Genomic DNA, 18,055 nt, shown 5'->3' with positions numbered 1-18,055 from the left:
GCCGCATGACTGCCCGCGACCGCTTCGACCTGCTGCTGACCCACGCCTGCATCGCGACTCTCGATGCCGCGCGCGACGATGGCTACGGTCTCATCGAAGACGGCGCCGTCGGCTGCGTCGACGGCCATATCACCTGGATCGGCCCGACTGCCGAACTGACGAGCGGTCAGCGGGACGCCGCGCGCGTCGTCGATGCCGGAGGCCGCCTGCTCACGCCGGGATGGATCGACTGCCACACCCACCTTGTCTTCGGCGGCGATCGCGCCGATGAATTCGAAATGCGCCTGGAAGGTGCCGACTACGCGGAAATCGCCCGCGCCGGCGGCGGCATTCTCTCCAGCGTACGCGCCACGCGCGCGGCCAGCGAAGACGAACTGTTCGAGCAGTCCCTGCCCCGCGCGCAGGCGCTGCTCGCCGACGGTGTAACCACGCTGGAAATCAAGTCCGGTTACGGCCTCGATCTGGACAGCGAGCGCCGCATGCTGCGCGTCGCACGACGCATCGGCGAGGCGCTGGGCCTCACCGTGCGAACCAGTTTCCTCGGCCTGCACGCCCTGCCCCCCGAATTCGCCGAGGATGCGGAAGGCTACGTCGCCGAAGTCTGCGACCGCATGCTTCCTGTTCTGGCCGAGGAAGGACTGATCGACGCCGTCGACGCCTTCTGCGAAACCATCGGCTTCACCCGCGACCAGGTACAGCGGCTGTTCGAGCGCGCCCGCGCGCTGGGACTGCCGGTCAAGTTGCATGCCGAGCAGCTGTCGGACCAGGACGGTGCCACGCTGACTGCATCGTTCGACGGACTATCCGCAGACCATCTCGAATACCTGAGCGAACACGGCGTGCGCGCCATGGCCGACGCCGGCACCGTCGCCGTGCTGCTTCCCGGTGCATTCTACGCCTTGCGTGAAACGAAACTTCCGCCGATCGATGCACTCCGCGAGCACAACGTGCCCATGGCGGTCGCCACCGATCTCAACCCCGGCACCGCGCCGCTGCGTTCACTGCGCCTGGCTGCGAACATGGCCTGCACGCTGTTCCGGCTCACACCGCTGGAAGCGCTTCGCGGCACGACCGTACACGCCGCGCAGGCGCTGGGGTTGCATGATCGCGGCGTACTCCGCAACGGAGCACGCGCTGACATGGTGCTGTGGCATGCACGTCACCCGGCCGAACTGAGTTACTGGATCGGTGGATCGCTCGCGGACCGGATCTTCGTCGCGGGGCGCACTGCCACGCAAACCGGCTGAGACGCCGCCTCACGATGGAGCTGCACGCACATCGGCCGTTCCAAACCGCGCTCATGAAAAAGGCCCCGACTGGCGGAGCCTTTCTCGAAACGTGCCGCGCAATAGCTCAGGAAGCCTTCTTGCGTGTGGCCTTGCGTGCTGGCGCCGGAGCCGTGGCTGCCGTCGTCTTGCCCTTGCGGGGACGCGTGTTGCCATGCGAGCCGCGGTAGATCTTGCCCTTGCGCGTGCGCTTGTCGCCCTTGCCCATGTGCGTCGCTCCTTGGTGAGTGATGAGTTCACTCCATGGTAGTGCGTCGCCGAGCGCGGCGCATCCACGCCCGCATCCGTCGTTCAGTGTGCGTGCTGCAAGGCGTGTGCGCGATAAACCAGTCGCAGATTCACAACGTGCGCAGAGGCCACCAGCAGGCCGCCGCAGGTGACCATGATGCTGTGCAGCGTCGTATGCGCGGACAGGTCGACCACGGTCACACCGAGCACCAGAAGAATCAGGCCGGGCACAGCCAGCACCATCGGCAGACGCTGCCGATGCTTGCGATTTCCGGTCACCAGCGTAGTCGTGGCCAGCGCGGCCGCGAACAGCACGAAACCGCGCTCGAACGCGTGATCGGCCAGAAATTCGAGTCCGACCAACGGCAGCAGCGCGATCACGAAGGGCAGCAGCGCACAGTGCACCGCGCACAGGAACGAGGCCGTCGCACCCAGACGATCGGCAACGAGCCACCAACCCCGGGACTTGGAATCGACATCGCAAACGCTCGGGTTCTCGCACTGCATCTACATGATCTCCAGACAGTCATGCATCGAAACGCGCCGATCATGGCCGACTCGACACGGGCGGAGCGACACACTTCACGTCCGCCGATAAATCCTCAGACGGAGTATTTACACCGCCGTTGTTACATTATAACGTATAGAGCGTGCCAAGGCACTCCTCGTGCCTGCAACATGTATCGGTCGTTCCCCAAAACCAGGCATCGGTACAGGCACTCGTCGGCGGGGCACTCCTCTCTCTCCCCGCCCACGCCGACCCAGGGCGTGGCAGTCTCTGCCACGCCCTCTTTTATCTATCGAAACAAGCACCCGCTCGACGGGATCAGCGCTCTCGGCAACCCTTGCAGACGCCGTGCACTTCCAGGGTCTGGTCCTGCGGCGTGAAGCCGAGCGCATCGGCCTGCGCGGCGATCAGCTCGGCGACCCGCCCGTCGCAGACCTCGACCGCGCTGTCGCACTTGTCGCAGATCAGGAACGGTACCTGATGCGACTGCGCCGGATGCGGGCAGTGCACGTAGGCATTGATGGATTCGAGCTTGTGGATAAAGCCCTGCGTGAGCAGGAAATCCAGCGCGCGGTAGACCGTCGGCGGCGCGGCATTGCCGTGCCGCTCACGCAAGCGGTCGAGCAGGTCATAGGCCTTGGCGGGCTTCTCCGACGTGGCCACCAGCTCCAGCACCTCGCGACGCAACGGCGTCAGGCGCAAACCGCGCTCCTCGCTGGCACGCACGACCTGCTCCACGAAATGCTCGGCATCGTGGTCGTGATGATGCGGCTTGTGCGAAAAAACGCTCATGGCTGCGCGTGCCTTGCCTGTCCGAGGGCCATCGTATCATTGCGATGGCGGTGACTCGTCTTCCGATGTGGGGCGGCCCCGGCGGGAAGGCAAGGCCCACAGAATGAGCAGGCCGAGCGGTCCGATCACCAGACTGATGCCGATGCCGGTCCAGAGGCGGCCGCGCCACCAGCCCACGACGGCGCCCAGCAAAACGCTGAGCAGCGTGAACCACAGCAACACCGCCCACGGCAGCATGACCATCAGGTTGTGGAAAATCTGCCAGGCGGCATCCGGCGAGGACAGATCGACGCCGCGGGTCGCGCGTTGCAGGAGCTCACCCATGACGGCCTGCCCCCTGCATCGCGAGACGCCTGCGCACGATCAGTCGGCGCGGCTCAGCGCCAGCGCATGCTCGACACGACGCACGGCTTCCTCGCGCCCCGCCAGATAGACGGTGTGATCGATCGAGGGCGAGACCTGGGTTCCGGTCAGCGCCACACGCAGCGGCTGCGCGACCTTGCCCATGCCCAGCTCCAGGCGCTCGGCGATCTGCTTGACCAGCTCGTGGATGGGTTCGGGCTTCCAGGTATCGAGCGCGCGCAGACCGTCGCGCGCCGCCTCCAGCACCGCCGGCGCGGTGACCGACTTCAGATGCTTGGCCACGGCCTTCTCGTCCCACTCGGCGATCGGCGCGTACCAGACGCGCGCACGCTCGGCCATGTCCTTGAGCGTCTGCACTCGATCGCAGAGCGCCGTCACCACCTCGGCGGGCGCAGGGCCGGTCGACGGATCGATGCCGATGCGGCGCAGATGCCACTCCAGCTCCGGAGCGATGCTGGCCGGGTCTTCGTTCTTCAGGTACTGCTGGTTGAGCCAGCCCAGCTTGGCCATGTCGAACCGCGCCGCGGACGCGTTGACGTCGGCGATGTCGAACAGCTCGATCATTTCCCCGATGGAGAAGATCTCCTGATCACCGTGCGACCAGCCCAGCCGCACCAGGTAGTTCAGCAGCGCGTGCGGCAGGTAGCCGTCCTCGCGGTACTGCATGACGCCCACCGCGCCGTGGCGCTTGGACAGCTTCTGGCCGTCCTCGCCGAGAATCATCGGCAGATGCGCGAACGTCGGCACCGGCGCACCCAGCGCCTCGTAGACATTGATCTGGCGCGGCGTGTTGTTGACGTGGTCGTCACCGCGGATCACCTCGGTGATGCCCATATCCAGATCGTCCACCACCACCGCGAAGTTGTAGGTCGGGAAACCGTCGGAGCGGAACAGAACGAAATCGTCGAGCTCGGTGTTGGACCACTCGATGCGGCCCTTGACCTTGTCCTCGAACACCACCGATCCGTTCAACGGATTCTTGAAGCGGATGACGCGATTGGGGTCCTCGCGGTACGGCTCGTTGCGGTCGCGGTAATAGCCGTTGTAGCGCGGTTTCTCGCCCTTGGCGCGCGCGGCCTCGCGCATCGCCTCGATTTCCTCGGGCGTCTCGTAGGCGTAGTACGCCTTGCCCGCCTTCAGCAACTGCTCGGCGACCTCGCGGTAACGATCCAGACGCCCGGTCTGGTAGATCGGCCCTTCGTCGGCGTCCAGGCCCAACCAGCGCATGCCGTCGAGAATGGCCTGCACCGCCTCGTCGGTGGAACGCACGCGATCGGTGTCCTCCACGCGCAGCACGAAGCGGCCGCCGTGGTGACGGGCTTCCAGCCAGCAGTACAGGGCCGTCCGGGCTCCGCCGATATGCAGGAAACCGGTCGGACTAGGGGCGAATCGGGTGCGCACGCTCATGATCGCAAAGGGCCGTGGAACAAGCCCGTCAGGATACCAGACCCAAGCCTGCGCGCGGCCCTCGCCTATTTCACGTGCACCGTGATCCGACGTGAGATCAGCGGCCGTGCGAACGGCACGTGACGACTGTCGGCCAGTTCCAGCTGCAGCGTGTGCGTGCCCGGCGTCAGGGTCAGCGTGGTTTCGGTCTGGCCGCCGCCGAAGTGACGATGGTGCGCATCGGCAGGAATCGGCTGCCCGGCGGGCGGCAGCTTGGCCACGTCGATCAGCAGATGGTGGTGGCCCGTGTCCTTGCGATCCACGCCGGCCGGCGCCACGCCCATGCCGTGCAGGCCGAACCGTACCGTGAACGTGCGCGGCACAGTGGCACCGTCGGCGGGCGAAAGGATGTACACCCGTGCGTCATCCGGCCGGGATTGCGCCTGCAGGGTGGGTTGCGCCGCCTGGACGCCGATGCAGACAAGCAGCGAGATCGTTCCCAAGAGCAATCGTTTCATGGTTCCCGTCTCCTTCTTAGAGTGGCCGAGGACAGGTCCTTTCTGGGACAAATTCACGCTGCTGTCCAGCGCCCACCATTGACCCGAGCGCAAATAAGGCCACAATGTGGCGTCTGATCGCTTGGCCGCCTCTCATTTCCCGCGGCCATTCGCAGGGGGAATTTCATTGAAGACTTTCTACAGCATCGCCCTGTCCGGGCTTTCCGAGGCTGACGCCAAGCAGGTTCTTGCCGCCCTGGAATCGCCGAAGCTGGGCAAATGGAATCTGTCCGAAGGTGGCAACAGCGATCTGTTGATCGTGGACGTGGACAGCGTCTGGGGCCACATGGACTGGCTGCGTGCCGTCGCCGAGGATCGACTCTGCGCCGCGTATACCGAACAGCCCTCCATGCGCGATTGCGACCTGCTGCTGCAGAAACCGTTCGATGGCGACAAGCTGATCCAGATGCTGCTGGACATCCAGAACAACGTAGCTCCGTCCAAGTCCGACGCACCCGCCACCTCGCCCGCACCGCAACGCAGCGAATCCACGGCGCCGCGAGCCGAGGCCAAGCCTTCCGCTCCCGAGGCTGCACCGAAGGCCGAGCCGGCCCCCAAGCCCGCCGAGAAGCCGACTCCCGTCGCGACCAAGCCCGCAACCCCGACGCCAGCGCCCGAGACGGTTCAGAGCGCCCCGGCCGAACCGGCGCGCAACGAGACCCTGGGTTCGATGCTTCTCGATGGCGCGATGACCCATACGGTACTCATCGAAGGCAACGCCGGCGATGCCAAACTGGCCATCGACCCGGCCAACAATATCTACCGTGCGCCGCCGCAACTGAAAACCATCGAGAAGCTTCTCGACATGCCGGCCAGCCGCATCCGCTCCGTCAGCAGCGACGATGCCGAAGTGCAGCATGCCGGTCCCGAACAGCCGATCGTGCGCCTGTTGTGGTTCGCCGCCCTTTGCGCAAGCCACGGCAAACTGGCACCGCACCTGGATCCGTCGGCAAGCTGGCGCCTGACACGCTGGCCGCAGATCGAACGCGAGTTCCCGCGCCACTTCCGCATCGCCACGGCGATGATGAAGCAACCAGCCACACTGGAAGCCATCGCCGAGGCGGCCAAGTCGCCTGTCGAGGACGTGGCCGCCTTCATCAACGCCTACTACGTGGCCGGCTACGTGGCTCCGGATGGCGACAGCGACACGGGCGACGCGGTCAACTCCACCTCCAGCGTGCTCGGGCGCCTGCGCCGCTCGTTCTCGCGTGGTGCACGCGAGGCGTCGGCCTGATTCGACGCTCGCTAGAATCCATGCATCATTTCCTGCAAGGCTCGTCTCTCATGGCGGGCCTTGTTGCTGAGTGACTTCGGCCATTACTTCGACGCGCCGATTCGGCGCCAGGCAACGCACCAGACGCGCACGATTGGTGTCCGTACAGGTGACCAGCGGATCGCGCTCGCCCCCCCCTGTGCATGAATGACCGCACCAGGGACGCCCTCGCGGACGAGATAGGTTCGTACGCTTTGCGCGCGCTTGCGTGAGAGATCGAGGTTATAGCGGGACGAACCGATGCGGTCGGTGTATCCGGCCACCCGCATGGCATCGACCGCGCCATGTCGCCGGATGCGCTGCAGCATGCTGTCCAGCTGATACTGACCGACTGCGGCCGACCGGCGAAGCGGGCGACCTCGCAGCGGCCAGTGTTTGCGTCGCCCTGACATCAAAGGAGACAGGCAGACCCACAAAACGCCACTGCGGAGAGAGCGCCCCCAGAACGTTGAAGCAGTCAAGTCATCGGCGACATGACGCTCGGACCGCGCCGGGTCACCAGGAAGATCGTCCTCGTTGTCGGACAGCGAATCCTTTTTCGTGTTGACGCGTGCAACCTGGCGAACGCGTTGACGCGAACGCATGCTGGAAGCCGGCCGCCGCGACGGCGACTGCTCGGCTCGTACCGCCTGCAAGGCGCTGTATCCGGACAAGTCGGAAAGATCTCGCGTAGAAGAAACGGACCGGGCCTTCAGTACGGCCCGGATATCGGCATCGTCGGCAAGCTTCAGATGCCTCGAGGCAGTCGTTTCGCCCGCCTTGTCCGAAGAAGGCGATGAAGCAGGTCGGCCATCCCTGGCCCTCGCCGTACCGAATGCCCCCATGAACAGAGTGAATCCGAGTACGACCGCTACTCCCCAGTACAAGGCACGGGACTGTACCGACACCTTCGTGGCGCACGCGCGATCCTTCAGGGGGAGTCGCACCGCATCACGAACAGGACCCGCGTGAACGGGCTTCCATCGACACAGCAGTCCGTCAAGCATCCTGCCCAACACATCCATGTCGCCCCTCCGTCAACCAACGCACATCCATGCCCGTTGTCGACTGTCGGTAGCTCAACCCGTATGCACTGCTCGAAACGGGTATGAACCGCCTGCAGTCATCCGCGCCACGTGATGCGGCACGCGCCGGACACTCCGGCCTTCAGGTGTATTGGATACTCGGGGAAAGGTAGGGCGTGCGCGTTTCCGGCAAAGATGTCTTGCACACCTTGAGGGTCTCGCTGGGCAGTTCGCCGAACAGTTGCCGGTAACTTTCGGCAAAGCGGGAGAGGTCCCACAAACCGCATTCCAATGCGATTGCACGCACCGTATTGTGCTCAGGCTGAGCCTCACTGAGATGCCGCCTGGCCTCGCACAAACGAAGGGTGGAAAGGTAGTGGTTAGGAGAAATTCCTAGAAATTCGTCGAAGATATAGCGCAGATTTCGCTCGCTCGCCGAGCCGGCATCGCAGAGATCGCGAAGGCGGATCTCGTGCCGCAGATTCGCGGCGATGAAGTTCTCGACGCGACGCAGTACCAGGTAGTGCGAATGGCGTGTCCGTGACGTGTCAGGCACGCCGGGGAACAACGAAGCCACATCGCCGAAGAGATGCGATTTCAGATTTTCCAGCATCGCCTTGAGATTGATGTCACGACGCTGATCGATGAAACGCAGACGCATGCACTCGAAGGCACTGCGCAGACGCTCGCCGGCTTCCGATTCCTCATCCGGGATCAAGCGTTGAAGGCGACGGGAGGTGGACTCCGCGTAATGGCCGAGGCGTGAAAGCTCCCGGCGCAGATGCTGCCCCGAGGAAACCAGCAGACTCCAGCTGGTGCCTTCACCGAAGCGCAATTCACCGCGGCTGCCCGGCATGCCCACCAACACCATGCCGGTCTCGAGCTTCTCGCCGCCGACCCAGCTGCCCTCGCCCGCCGCATGGACATAGGCAATCAGGAAACGATCCTCGGGAAGCCGGAAGCGGGTGCGCAGCGGAAAGTCGTAACGCGCGCTGCTGAACACGTTGTCGTCATGCTCGTCGGAACCGAACACAGCGCGCATCGGTGCCGGCGTAAGCGGCGTGACGGCCATGCCGCACACACGCAGCAAGCTGCCGAGCGCATGCAGATCTGGATCGCTCATGTCGCGGCGCCATTCGTTCGAGATCATCGCGTTCATGCAGCGCCCCCGCCCAGACTGGAACGAGCGGCACAGGGGCGTACGTTCCATGACGCACCACAATGCAAATGCATGACTTCAGCTTTCGACATGAGCCTCCCCTCGGGATGTACCCGACCGACGCCATCGCACACTGCGTATGGCGACGACCTCACTGTATGGGTTCGAACGGAGCAAAAATGCTCCTTGCGGCACAAATCCGCACAACGAACCGCTTTCATACCTAGCACTTACCGCCATCTAGCTCAAGCACATCGCCCATGAAGACGATTGCACGACGCTTTGTGCCCCAATGCGTATCCCCCCAATACGCGTTGGTATCGACGCTACACGCGCCGAGTCTCAAGCCACGCGATCGGAGCGCGTCAACAGAGCAAGAACGTCGGCCAGCTTGTCACGCATCTCGCGACGATCAACGATCATGTCCAGCGCACCGTGTTCCAACAGGAATTCCGAACGCTGGAAGCCTTCCGGCAGTGTCTCGCGCACCGTCTGCTCGATCACGCGCGGTCCGGCAAAGCCGATCAGCGCCTTCGGCTCACCGATGTTGAGATCGCCCAGCATCGCGAAGCTGGCCGACACACCGCCGGTGGTCGGGTGCGTCAGCACCGAGATGTACGGCACGCCAGCATCGCGCAAACGCCCCAGCGCCGCCGAAGTCTTGGCCATCTGCATCAGCGAGAACAGACCTTCCTGCATGCGTGCACCGCCGGTCGCGGTGAAACACACGAAGGGAACCCGTTCCGCCAGCGCGCGTTCGGCTGCGCGCGTGAACTTCTCGCCGACCACCGATCCCATCGAACCGCCCATGTAGCGGAACTCGAATGCCGCGGCAATCAACGGACGCGACTTCAGCAGGCCACGCAGGACGATCAATGCATCCTTCTCGCCCGTGGCCTTCTGCGCGGCCACGATGCGATCCTTGTATTTCTTGGAGTCCTTGAACTTGAGCGGATCGACCGGCTCCAGATCGGCGAACAATTCCGCCGTCGAACCCTCATCGAACAGCTCCTGCAGGCGCGTGCGCGCGGCGATCGCATGATGGTGCCCACACTTCGGACAAACCATCAGCTGGCGCTCAAGCTCGGGCCGATAGACCACCGCGCCGCATCCCTTGCACTTTTCCCACACGCCTTCCGGCACTTTGCTCTTGCTGTTGCCGGACTCCGTACGGATACGGGGATTCATGAGTTTCTGCAGCCAGTTCATCTTCGCTCTCCGGGATTCGTGCGGACCCGTACATCCAGTTGCTCGCTGCGGGAATCATCGGTCCAGCGCCGTACGGATCGGCTCCAGGAACGTCCGTACCCGTTGCTCGACCTGCCCTGCGTCCTCGGACCCGGCCAGCGACTCGACCAGCGCGCTGCCGATCACCACTGCATCGGCAAAGGCCGCGATGGCCCGCGCGCTGTCGGCATCCCTGACTCCGAACCCGACGGCGACCGGTGCGCGAGAACGCTTGCGGATGTCCGCCACGCGCTCGGCGATGGCGTCCACCGACAGGCGGGCCGCACCGGTAATTCCCGCAAACGATACATAGTACAGGAAACCTTCGGCCAACTCGCACGCCCGCTGCAGGCGGGCTTCGGCTGTGGTCGGCGCGGTCAGCAGAATGCGCCGCAGACCGGCTTCGCGTAGCGGTGCAGCCGTCGCATCCTCCTCGATCGGACAATCAACCAGCAGGACGCCATCGACGCCGGCGTCCGCCGCGCTTGCCGCGAAACGCTCGACGCCCATGATCTCGACCGGATTGAGATAGCCCATCAGCACCACCGGCGTTTCCGCATCGTCACGGCGGAATGCACGGACCCATTCGAGCACTTGCGCCACACTCACGCCGTGACGCAGGGCGCGCTCGCTGGCGTGCTGGATGACCGGACCATCGGCCATGGGATCGGAAAACGGCATGCCCAGTTCGATCACATCGGCGCCGGCGGCCACCAGTGCGTGCATCACCGGAACGGTCAGCTCCGGAGCGGGATCGCCGGCCGTAATGAAGGGAACGAGTCCGGTACGCCCAGCCGCCTTCAAAGCGGTGAAACGGCGATCCAGGCGGTTGTCGATGGCAGTGCTCACAGTTCGATGCCCTCTCGCGCGGCGATGGTGTGCACGTCCTTGTCGCCCCGGCCGGACAGGTTGCATAGCACCAGGCCGTCCTTGGGCAGTTCGCGTGCCAGTTTGATTGCCTGGGCCACGGCATGACTGGATTCCAGCGCCGGCAAGATGCCCTCGGTGCGGCACAGGCGATGAAATGCCTCCATGGCCTCGTCGTCGCTGATGCCCAGATATTCCGCGCGCCCCGCGTCTTTCAGGAACGCATGCTCGGGCCCGACGCCGGGATAATCGAGTCCGGCCGAGATCGAATGCGTTTCGGTGATCTGACCGTCGTCGTCGCACAACAGATAGGTCCGGTTGCCATGCAGCACACCCGGCCGACCGGCTGCCAGCGAGGCCGCGTGATGGCCGCTGGACAGTCCTTCGCCCGCCGCTTCGGCGCCGACCAGACGCACGTCGCGATCATTGAGGAAAGCGTGGAAGATACCCATGGCATTGGAGCCGCCGCCGACACAGGCCGTGACCACATCGGGCAAACGACCGAACTGTTCCTGCATCTGCGCACGCGCCTCGCGTCCGACGATGGCGTTGAAGTCGCGCACCATCATCGGATACGGGTGCGGACCGGCCACCGTGCCGATGATGTAGAAGGTATCGGCGACATTCGTCACCCAGTCGCGCAGCGCCTCGTTGAGCGCATCCTTGAGCGTCTTCGATCCGGAAGTCACCGGCACCACCTCGGCGCCCAGCAGCTTCATCCGATAGACGTTGATCTTCTGCCGCTCGATGTCCGTCGCGCCCATGTACACCACGCACTTCAGGCCCAGCCGCGCGGCCACGGTAGCCGTCGCCACGCCGTGCTGGCCGGCGCCGGTCTCCGCGATCACGCGGGGCTTGCCCATGTGCCGAGCCAGCAGCGCCTGACCCACGGTGTTGTTGATCTTGTGCGCGCCGGTGTGATTCAGATCCTCGCGCTTGAGGATGATGCGCGCGCCGCCGACCTCGCGCGACAGCCGCTCGGCGTAGTAGATCGGACTCGGACGCCCCACGTAATGCGCCAGATCGCGATCCAGCTCGGCCACGAACTCGGGGTCGCTGCGCAGACGCGTGTAGGCCTCGGTCAATTCGGCCAGGGGCGCCATCAGGGTCTCGGCGACGAAGCTGCCGCCGTAGTCGCCGAAACGACCCTGCGCATCGGGCCAGGCGTGGAAGTCTTCGACGGGGGATGAAGCATTCATCGATATCGGGCCATGCATGTGCGGAAGAAGCACAGCCTACCGTCCCCCATGCGTTCGGGAAAAGCGATAAGATATCGCCGACATGTAAGCTTTTCTCACATATGATCTCTCAAGCCAAACTCCCACCGCTCAATGCCATCAGGGCATTCGAGGCCATCGCGAAGCATGGAAGTGTGAGTCAAGCTGCGCTGGCGCTTCATGTCACCCACGGCGCGGTCAGTCGCCAATTGCGACTGCTGGAAGAGGATCTCGGGTGCGCGCTGTTCGAGCGCCGCGGGCGAGGCCTGGTCATCACCGATGCGGGTCGGCACCTGCGCGACGTCAGCACCGAGGCCCTCGAACTGCTGCGCGGCGCACGCCAGCGGCTGCGCCGCGAGATTCAGGCCACCGCACTGGTACTGTCCTGCCCCGGCAGCATCCTGGCGCGATGGATGATCCCGCGCCTGGAACAGCTCCGTCGCGAGCAGCCGGATCTCGAACTGCACCTGTCCGCCAGCGAAAAACCGCCCGGGCCGACGCTGGACGGCCTGGACGCCACATTGCTGATCGCCGAACCGCCGTGGCCGGACGCATGGACCGTGCACTCCCTGGCAACCGAACACATCGGTCCGGTCATGGCGCCCGTGATCGCGGAGGCGCTTTCCGCGCAGGACGCCTCGCCCCGGGCGTTACTGCGACAGCCATTGCTGCATACCGCGTCACGGCCACAGGCCTGGCCAACCTGGGCGCGCGCGCAGGGCATGCAGACCGACGCGCTGCGTATGGGTCAGGGCTTCGAGCATCTGTATTACCTGCTCGAAGCCGCCGTCGCGGGACTCGGCGTCGCCATCGCGCCACAGCAACTGGTGGCCGACGACCTGTCCGCGGGTCGCCTGGTGGCTCCATGGGGATTCACGCCGACATCGGCCGAATGGGTGCTGTGCTCACGCGCCGGCCATCCCGACGAGCGCATACCGCGTCTGGCTGGATGGCTGCATGCGCAGCTCACCGAAACGCACTGAGTGAGCGGCATGCCCCGACGGTCCACGAGGCCGGCACGACAGCGCGAAATGGTGGCACGGCCTTGCCAGTCGATGACTCGTCATGTCGTTCCCCATGCCTATACGCTCAGGAGGCAACCACGCGTTCAGAGGTAGTCGCGTATGCGCTCGCGCAGCGCCGCAATGTCTTCCGCCGTCGGCTCGCCCAGTACGCCCTTTCGGGCATCCGGCACATGCGAAAGCGGGTCGGCATCGTCGAACACGTAATGATCCAGCAGCGTGCGCCATGCCGCGCGCTCTGCATCCGGCAGCGACCGGAACGCCACTATGGCGTGCAGCAAGGCGCCGAGGCCGGTCTGCGGCGACGCGCCTTCGGTCTGCACCGGCCGCCACCAGAAATTGACCAGCGCATTGATGCGCTGCAACGAAGCCACGTGATGCCACCACATCGGCGGAATATAGAGAGCATCACCCGGCGAAAGCTCCGCCTGTTGCGCATGCTTCAGGGCGTCGCGCAGGCGTGGATACCGAGGATCGTCCGGGCGATCCGGACGCGCCACGCTGATCGCCGCGCCGGTCGGCGCGAAATCCAGCGGACCGATGTAGAGGTTGCCCACCTGTTCGGGCGGAAACAGCGTGAAACGGCGCTGGCCGCAGGTCACGCATGCGATATTGTGGTACTCGTCGAAATGCACCGGTGTCGTGACGCGATTGCCGATCCACAGGCGCGGTTCGATGGCCGGTGCCAGAAACGGCAGACGATGCGTCTCCAGCAGCGAGGGCGTGCAACGCCGCATCAATGCGCTCTGCACCGCAAGTCCCGGCACCTCGCCCGATTCACGGCTGTAGGCGGCCAGGCGCTTCAATCCCTGCGTCACCGGGACACGGTGATGTTCGTAATTGAAGCCATCCAGCGCCGCGTTGTAACCGATCACGCCCTCTTCCTCGGGCGCCATCAGCAGGACATCGACCTCCTCGCCCGAATCCGCCTGCGCCAGCAGACGGGCGAACGCGGTATCGGAGACTCGCGCGGCTTCGACCATGGGCCAGTCGGACACCAGCCCGCGCAACACCAACGGTTGCGTCCGATGTTTCAGATCGTCCGGTGTCAGCGGGCGGTGCGCGAGGTCGCGCTCCTCGATCGCCGCCGGCACCTCGATCCTCACGCCTCGTCCCGTTTCCGGTCCGCAGTGCGAACGGCCTGCATGAAAGCATGCATCTTCGCCGCATCCTTGACGCCCGGCGACGACTCGATGCCGCTGGCGACATCCACGCCCCAGGGCCTCGCCGCAGCGATGGCATCGCCGACGTTTTCCGACGAGAGGCCGCCGGCCAGAATCAGCGGCTGAGCATGCCGTCGCGGCATGCGCGACCAATCGAATCGTTGGCCGCTGCCCCCCACCGCACCCGGCGCGTGGCCGTCCAGCAACAGGCCCGATGCGCGTGGATGCGCCGAGAGTGCCGAAGCGGCGTCCGCCCCCTCGCCCATGGCCACCGCTTTCAGATAACGCCGCCCGTATCGCGTGCAATCGGCGACCGTTTCGCTGCCATGAAATTGCAGAAGATCCGGCCGCACCGCCTCGATCACGCTCTGGACGTAGACGGGATCGTCATCCATGAACAGCGCCACGACATCCACGAAGGGCGGCACAGCCTCGCGCATCACCTTGGCCTGCGCGATGGCCACGCAGCGTCGACTGCGCGGCGTGAAGACCATGCCGATGGCGTCCACGCCCAGTTCGGCAGCCGCTACCGCATCCGCGACCCGGGTCATGCCGCAGAACTTTACGCGTGTACGTGTCACAGGGTCACTTCCTCGGGCAGCATCCAGTCCGCAGGATAGCGCGGGCCGATGAAGGTCAATCCGGAAGCGGGTGCCGTCGGTCCCGCGACATCGCGATCGCGGCCGGCAAGCAGCTCGGCCATCCACGCTTCCGGACGTTCGTGGCGACCGATCGGCAGCAGCGAGCCGACGATGTTGCGCACCATATGGTAGAGAAAGGCGTTGGCCTCGATCTCGACATGCACATGTTCGCCATCGCGCCAGACTCGCACCTCGCGCACCTCACGGCGCGCATGCCGGGCCTGACAGGCGATGGCGCGAAACGCGCTGAAATCGTGTTCGCCGACCAGGGCCTGTGCTGCGGCATGCATGGCCTCGGCATCCAGCGGGTGACGCTCCCAGGTCACGTAGCGCGCTTCCAGCGCTGCGCGCACCGGGCGATTCAGAATGCTGTAGCGGTAGCGCCTGGCGCGAGCGCTATGGCGCGCATGAAAATCGTCAGCCACAGGCTGCGCCCACAACACCGCCACGCTGCGCGGCAGGTTGGCGCAACCACCCAACGCCCATCCGCGCATGCTGCGCTGGACCTCGGTATCCATGTGCACAACCTGACAGCGCGCATGCACGCCTGCATCGGTTCGGCCGGCGCAGGTGACGTCGAGCGGGGTGTCGGCCACGGTCGACACTGCCTTCTCGACAGCGGACTGCACGGTCGGACCGTGGCTCAGCCGTTGCCAGCCCATGAAGTCGGTGCCGTCGTATTCGATACCCAGGGCAATACGCATGTGTAACCGTGATGTGCGGAATCAGCGCGCCAGAATACAACGACGCCGGCTCCGTGTCGGCGGGCCGGCGTCGAAATCCACAGAGCGCGATGGAATCAGTCGAGCTCGTCGAGCAGCTTCTGCGCGACATCGCGCTGCGGCCCGCTGCCCTCGGCAAGCACTTCTTCGAGCATGGCGCGAGCGCCGTCCGGGTCACCCATGTCCATGTAGGCGCGAGCCAGATCGATCTTGGTGTCGACGGCATCGCCGCCCAGCCCCGGGGCCGGTGCGTCGCTCTCTTCCTCGTCGATATCCAGATCGAACGACTCCATCATCGGCTCGGACTCGCGTTCCGGCGCGGATTCCGGCTCCGGCTCCAGTCCGGGCACGGACTCGAGATCCAGCGTCATGTCCGGCTCGGTCACCGGCGACACGTCGGCCTCCGGTTCCGGCTCGATCTCCGGCAATTCGAAGCCTTCGATCTCGTCGCCCAGGTCGGCTACAGGCGCAGGCGTCTCCTCGCCGGGCAAAGGCGGCAGCGCGTCGTATTCATCCTCGCTGGGAGCCTCCGGTTCCGGCTTGGGCGCTTCGGCCGCTTCCGGCGTGAGGTCGAAATCGTAGGAGTATTCGGAAATCGGCTCCTCGGCCGCCGCAGCATCCTGCGGCGCTTCATCCTGCTGGGAAGGCGCATCGTCCGGCACCACCGGCGCATAGGCTTCGGCGCCGCCAGCGAACAGCGGGTAGTCCGGCGAAAGCTCTTCGCCCATCGTCACCACGTCCTGCCACTCCGGCTGCTGCGGATCGCTGACGTGCGTGTACATCGCCTCGGCCGCCGCTTCGAAATGCTCGACGTCACGACGCGCGTAGTACAGGCTCACCAGCTCCAGATGCAGACCGATGTCGTCGGGACTCTCCGCCAACTCGCGCAGCAGTGCATCCTGCTCTTCGTCGAAATCGTCGGCCGGCGCATCGCCCAGCGGCGAATCGCCGAACTGGTCCGCCAGCGACGACGAACCCGCAACCGACTCGACCTTCTTTCCGCGCCGGCTGCGCAGCAGCAGCATCAGCAGAGCCAGCACGACCACGATCGCGGCGGCGACCTTCGCCCACAGCGACCCCAGCAGCGAGGCATACCAGGGCTGTGCCACGGCACGAGCCGGCGCCGGCTTGGCGGCCGCCTTCTTGGCGGGCACCGGCTTGCTGGCCGCAGACGTCTTCATCGCGCTCGACGAAGCAGCAACCGAAGCGGCCGCAACTGGCGTCATGGCCGTGGATGCCTTGGCGGCGCCGGCCACACTTCCGCTCATGGCCGGCATGGCGCTCGACGCGCCCGGCACCGGCTGGCCAGCGGCGGCAAGCTTGTTCTGCAGTTCGGCGATCTCGGCGTTCTTCAGGCTCATCAGGCGGTCGTTCTTGTCCTGGATGTCCTTCAGACTCTTCAGGCGCGTCTGCAAATCGGCCGTCTGCTGCTTGGCGCTGGACAGCGCCTCCTTGGTTCGCGCGATGTCCTGATGCAGCTGCGCGACCGTGACCTGATCACTGCCCTTGGCCGAACCGGCACGCGCGCCGGTGCTCTCGCCGCCCTGGCTGGGCGGCACGAGTTTCAGCTGATCGCCGCCCGCACCCGCAGCGGCCGAGCCGCGCGCGGCATTCGATCGTCTCGATGCCGTCGTATTCGCTCCACCCGCGGATCCGATCATGGTCGGATGCCCGGGAGCGGCCGCGCTCCAGTCCCGATTCTGTCGACGCACCTCGGCCACGGCCGCCGCAGCGGTCATGGCCTGCTGCTGGGCACGCGTCGGAATGCGCAGCACCGCACCGCGCTTCAGCGCGTTGATGTTGTTCTTGTAGAACGCGTCCGGATTGGCCGACTGCAGAGCCAGCATCATCTGATTGACGCTCACATTGGCGTCACGCATCTTGGTTGCGATGCCCCACAGCGTCTGTCCGGCATGCACCGGACCGTACTGCCCGCCCTGCGGCGCGGACGGCGCAGGCGCAGGTGCAGGTGCAGGTGCAGGTGCTGGTGCTGGTGCTGGCTTGTGTGCCGGCGGCGCGCTGGCAGCGCGAGGGGCCGCCAGTTTCGGTGCAGGTGCCGCAGGCGGCGCCGGTTTCGGCACCGGCTTGCGCGGAGCGGGCGCCGGCGCAGACGGTGCAACCGCCCCCTGCAGGCGCGTCGTGGCCACGGCTTCCGGCGGATCCAGCAGCACCGTGTATTCACGCAGCAGCTGACCACGCGGCCAGGTGACCTTGACCAGAAAATCGAGGAACGATTCACGCACCGGCTGGTCGGAGGTCACCAGAATGACCTTCTGCCCCGCCGCATTGGTGGTGACCTTGAACTTGAGCTGGACCGTCAGGCTCATGCGGTCCAGGCCTGCGCGCGCGAACTGGTCGTTCGAGGCCAGCGAGACCTGCATCTTGTCCGCCTCGCCCGGGTAATCGGTGCGCAGCGGAATTTCCGCCACCAGCGGCTTGTTCAATGCGGATTTGACACGGATCTGACCCAGACCAAGCGCAAGCGCCTGGGTACTGCTCAACGTCAAAGCCACCAGGATCGACAGCTTCAAGGACCGGTTCATCGAGTGCTCCCCACTCACGACGTCAAAGACACGTCAGCAATCTCGACGCGACTTTACAACAATATCGTAACTTTAGTTCACAAATACGATTTCCACC

Annotated in this window: 18 protein-coding genes; 3 read left to right on the top strand and 15 right to left on the bottom strand. The window is 65.3% G+C overall.

What is annotated here, in order from left to right:
- Positions 1-5: 5 nt before the first annotated feature.
- Positions 6-1,247 (top strand): imidazolonepropionase, encoded by a 1,242-nt coding sequence (gene hutI / locus HF690_RS07765; RefSeq protein ID WP_168609048.1) that lies wholly within the window; start codon positions 6-8, stop codon positions 1,245-1,247.
- Positions 1,248-1,353: 106 nt separating this feature from the next.
- Here the strand turns inward: hutI and HF690_RS07760 are convergent, their stop codons facing one another.
- The 6 genes from HF690_RS07760 to HF690_RS07735 all read right to left on the bottom strand — a co-directional run bounded on the left by HF690_RS07760 (position 1,354) and on the right by HF690_RS07735 (position 5,081).
- Positions 1,354-1,494 carry a 30S ribosomal protein THX gene (locus HF690_RS07760; RefSeq protein WP_113063385.1) on the bottom strand — a complete coding sequence of 47 codons (141 nt, stop codon included), beginning with the start codon at positions 1,492-1,494 and terminating at the stop codon, positions 1,354-1,356.
- Positions 1,495-1,577: 83 nt separating this feature from the next.
- Positions 1,578-2,021: a MerC domain-containing protein gene (locus HF690_RS07755; RefSeq protein WP_113063386.1), complete on the bottom strand. Its 444-nt coding sequence runs from the start codon at positions 2,019-2,021 to the stop codon at positions 1,578-1,580.
- A 319-nt stretch (positions 2,022-2,340) separates the two neighbouring features.
- The gene (locus HF690_RS07750; protein ID WP_168609047.1) at positions 2,341-2,814 is read right to left on the bottom strand and encodes a transcriptional repressor; all 474 of its coding nucleotides are present in this window, start codon (positions 2,812-2,814) and stop codon (positions 2,341-2,343) included.
- A gap of 36 nt (positions 2,815-2,850) precedes the next feature.
- Positions 2,851-3,138 carry a hypothetical protein gene (locus HF690_RS07745; protein ID WP_168609046.1) on the bottom strand — a complete coding sequence of 96 codons (288 nt, stop codon included), beginning with the start codon at positions 3,136-3,138 and terminating at the stop codon, positions 2,851-2,853.
- A 39-nt stretch (positions 3,139-3,177) separates the two neighbouring features.
- Positions 3,178-4,584 (bottom strand): glutamate--tRNA ligase, encoded by a 1,407-nt coding sequence (gltX, locus tag HF690_RS07740; protein WP_168609045.1) that lies wholly within the window; start codon positions 4,582-4,584, stop codon positions 3,178-3,180.
- 65 nt (positions 4,585-4,649) lie between these two features.
- Positions 4,650-5,081 (bottom strand): DUF4399 domain-containing protein, encoded by a 432-nt coding sequence (locus HF690_RS07735; protein WP_113063390.1) that lies wholly within the window; start codon positions 5,079-5,081, stop codon positions 4,650-4,652.
- A 166-nt stretch (positions 5,082-5,247) separates the two neighbouring features.
- On the opposite strand from HF690_RS07735, the gene HF690_RS07730 reads away from it, so the two are divergent.
- Positions 5,248-6,354 (top strand): hypothetical protein, encoded by a 1,107-nt coding sequence (locus HF690_RS07730; protein ID WP_168609044.1) that lies wholly within the window; start codon positions 5,248-5,250, stop codon positions 6,352-6,354.
- An 83-nt stretch (positions 6,355-6,437) separates the two neighbouring features.
- Here the strand turns inward: HF690_RS07730 and HF690_RS07725 are convergent, their stop codons facing one another.
- From HF690_RS07725 to trpB, 5 genes are all read right to left on the bottom strand, one after another.
- Positions 6,438-7,397: an OmpA family protein gene (locus HF690_RS07725; protein WP_168609043.1), complete on the bottom strand. Its 960-nt coding sequence runs from the start codon at positions 7,395-7,397 to the stop codon at positions 6,438-6,440.
- Positions 7,398-7,539: 142 nt separating this feature from the next.
- Positions 7,540-8,556, bottom strand: coding sequence for a helix-turn-helix domain-containing protein (locus HF690_RS07720; RefSeq protein ID WP_168609042.1), 1,017 nt, complete (start codon positions 8,554-8,556; stop codon positions 7,540-7,542).
- Positions 8,557-8,898: 342 nt separating this feature from the next.
- Entirely contained in the window at positions 8,899-9,765 is an 867-nt protein-coding gene (accD, locus tag HF690_RS07715) for an acetyl-CoA carboxylase, carboxyltransferase subunit beta (protein ID WP_113063395.1), read from the bottom strand.
- A gap of 54 nt (positions 9,766-9,819) precedes the next feature.
- A complete protein-coding gene (gene trpA / locus HF690_RS07710; RefSeq protein WP_240601670.1) occupies positions 9,820-10,632 on the bottom strand; it encodes a tryptophan synthase subunit alpha in 813 nt (270 codons plus the stop codon).
- Positions 10,629-11,849, bottom strand: a complete 1,221-nt coding sequence (gene trpB / locus HF690_RS07705; protein WP_168609040.1) for a tryptophan synthase subunit beta — start codon at positions 11,847-11,849, stop codon at positions 10,629-10,631. The genes trpA and trpB overlap by 4 nt, the downstream gene beginning before the upstream one ends.
- Before the next feature lie 101 nt (positions 11,850-11,950).
- On the opposite strand from trpB, the gene HF690_RS07700 reads away from it, so the two are divergent.
- Positions 11,951-12,850, top strand: a complete 900-nt coding sequence (locus HF690_RS07700) for a LysR family transcriptional regulator (protein WP_168609039.1) — start codon at positions 11,951-11,953, stop codon at positions 12,848-12,850.
- 125 nt (positions 12,851-12,975) lie between these two features.
- On the opposite strand, the gene HF690_RS07695 is transcribed toward HF690_RS07700, so the two are convergent.
- The 4 genes from HF690_RS07695 to HF690_RS07680 form a co-directional block, all read right to left on the bottom strand.
- Positions 12,976-13,995, bottom strand: a complete 1,020-nt coding sequence (locus tag HF690_RS07695; RefSeq protein ID WP_338042890.1) for a cupin-like domain-containing protein — start codon at positions 13,993-13,995, stop codon at positions 12,976-12,978.
- Positions 13,992-14,633, bottom strand: a complete 642-nt coding sequence (locus tag HF690_RS07690) for a phosphoribosylanthranilate isomerase (protein ID WP_168609038.1) — start codon at positions 14,631-14,633, stop codon at positions 13,992-13,994. The genes HF690_RS07695 and HF690_RS07690 overlap by 4 nt, the downstream gene beginning before the upstream one ends.
- Positions 14,630-15,397: a tRNA pseudouridine(38-40) synthase TruA gene (gene truA / locus HF690_RS07685; RefSeq protein ID WP_113063398.1), complete on the bottom strand. Its 768-nt coding sequence runs from the start codon at positions 15,395-15,397 to the stop codon at positions 14,630-14,632. Before truA ends, HF690_RS07690 begins: the two co-directional genes overlap by 4 nt.
- Positions 15,398-15,492: 95 nt before the next feature.
- Positions 15,493-17,958, bottom strand: coding sequence for a motility hub landmark protein FimV (locus HF690_RS07680; RefSeq protein ID WP_168609037.1), 2,466 nt, complete (start codon positions 17,956-17,958; stop codon positions 15,493-15,495).
- Between the last annotated feature and the right edge of the window lie 97 nt (positions 17,959-18,055).

It is taken from the genome of Oleiagrimonas citrea, from assembly GCF_012395255.1.
In the GTDB taxonomy this organism is placed as follows: domain Bacteria; phylum Pseudomonadota; class Gammaproteobacteria; order Xanthomonadales; family Rhodanobacteraceae; genus Oleiagrimonas; species Oleiagrimonas citrea.
The sequence above is the reverse complement of the archived record's forward strand: the minus strand, read 5'-3'. Positions and strand labels throughout refer to the sequence as shown.

Coding starts and splice junctions, on each gene's coding strand:
- hutI (WP_168609048.1), top strand. CDS start 6: ATGACTGCCCGCGACCGCTTCGACCTGCTGCTGACCCACGCCTGCATC.
- HF690_RS07760 (WP_113063385.1), bottom strand. CDS start 1,494: ATGGGCAAGGGCGACAAGCGCACGCGCAAGGGCAAGATCTACCGCGGC.
- HF690_RS07755 (WP_113063386.1), bottom strand. CDS start 2,021: ATGCAGTGCGAGAACCCGAGCGTTTGCGATGTCGATTCCAAGTCCCGG.
- HF690_RS07750 (WP_168609047.1), bottom strand. CDS start 2,814: ATGAGCGTTTTTTCGCACAAGCCGCATCATCACGACCACGATGCCGAG.
- HF690_RS07745 (WP_168609046.1), bottom strand. CDS start 3,138: ATGGGTGAGCTCCTGCAACGCGCGACCCGCGGCGTCGATCTGTCCTCG.
- gltX (WP_168609045.1), bottom strand. CDS start 4,584: ATGAGCGTGCGCACCCGATTCGCCCCTAGTCCGACCGGTTTCCTGCAT.
- HF690_RS07735 (WP_113063390.1), bottom strand. CDS start 5,081: ATGAAACGATTGCTCTTGGGAACGATCTCGCTGCTTGTCTGCATCGGC.
- HF690_RS07725 (WP_168609043.1), bottom strand. CDS start 7,397: ATGGATGTGTTGGGCAGGATGCTTGACGGACTGCTGTGTCGATGGAAG.
- HF690_RS07720 (WP_168609042.1), bottom strand. CDS start 8,556: ATGAACGCGATGATCTCGAACGAATGGCGCCGCGACATGAGCGATCCA.
- accD (WP_113063395.1), bottom strand. CDS start 9,765: ATGAACTGGCTGCAGAAACTCATGAATCCCCGTATCCGTACGGAGTCC.
- trpB (WP_168609040.1), bottom strand. CDS start 11,849: ATGAATGCTTCATCCCCCGTCGAAGACTTCCACGCCTGGCCCGATGCG.
- HF690_RS07700 (WP_168609039.1), top strand. CDS start 11,951: ATGATCTCTCAAGCCAAACTCCCACCGCTCAATGCCATCAGGGCATTC.
- truA (WP_113063398.1), bottom strand. CDS start 15,397: ATGCGTATTGCCCTGGGTATCGAATACGACGGCACCGACTTCATGGGC.
- HF690_RS07680 (WP_168609037.1), bottom strand. CDS start 17,958: ATGAACCGGTCCTTGAAGCTGTCGATCCTGGTGGCTTTGACGTTGAGC.